Source organism: Endozoicomonas atrinae (assembly GCF_001647025.1).
Classification (GTDB): Bacteria; Pseudomonadota; Gammaproteobacteria; order Pseudomonadales; family Endozoicomonadaceae; genus Endozoicomonas; species Endozoicomonas atrinae.
In genome coordinates this window covers 1-215 of sequence record NZ_LUKQ02000976.1, presented here as the reverse complement: position 1 = coordinate 215, position 215 = coordinate 1, and the positions used below count along the sequence as shown (strand labels likewise).

Annotated in this window: 1 protein-coding gene; it reads left to right on the top strand. The window is 56.3% G+C overall.

What is annotated here, in order from left to right; translation table 11 throughout:
* Window positions 1–215, top strand: a 215-nt coding sequence (locus AK963_RS34800; protein ID WP_175404863.1) for a hypothetical protein, incomplete at both ends; no start/stop codon positions are given.

Genomic DNA, 215 nt, shown 5'->3' with positions numbered 1-215 from the left:
GGCCAATATCTGGCGACATCATGACAAGCTGTTTATGGTGAAGGGCATTAAGGACTACACCCTGACCGACCCCGCTGGCAGTGAGATTGCCACGGTGCAGAATCTCCTGCGGGAAGACGGCACCCGATTGGAAAGCCGTGATCTGCTGCCGCCTTACCTCGCTTCCGGTACCCCTTATTACTACCGCCATGTTGAAACCACTGCCCTGAGCGTTG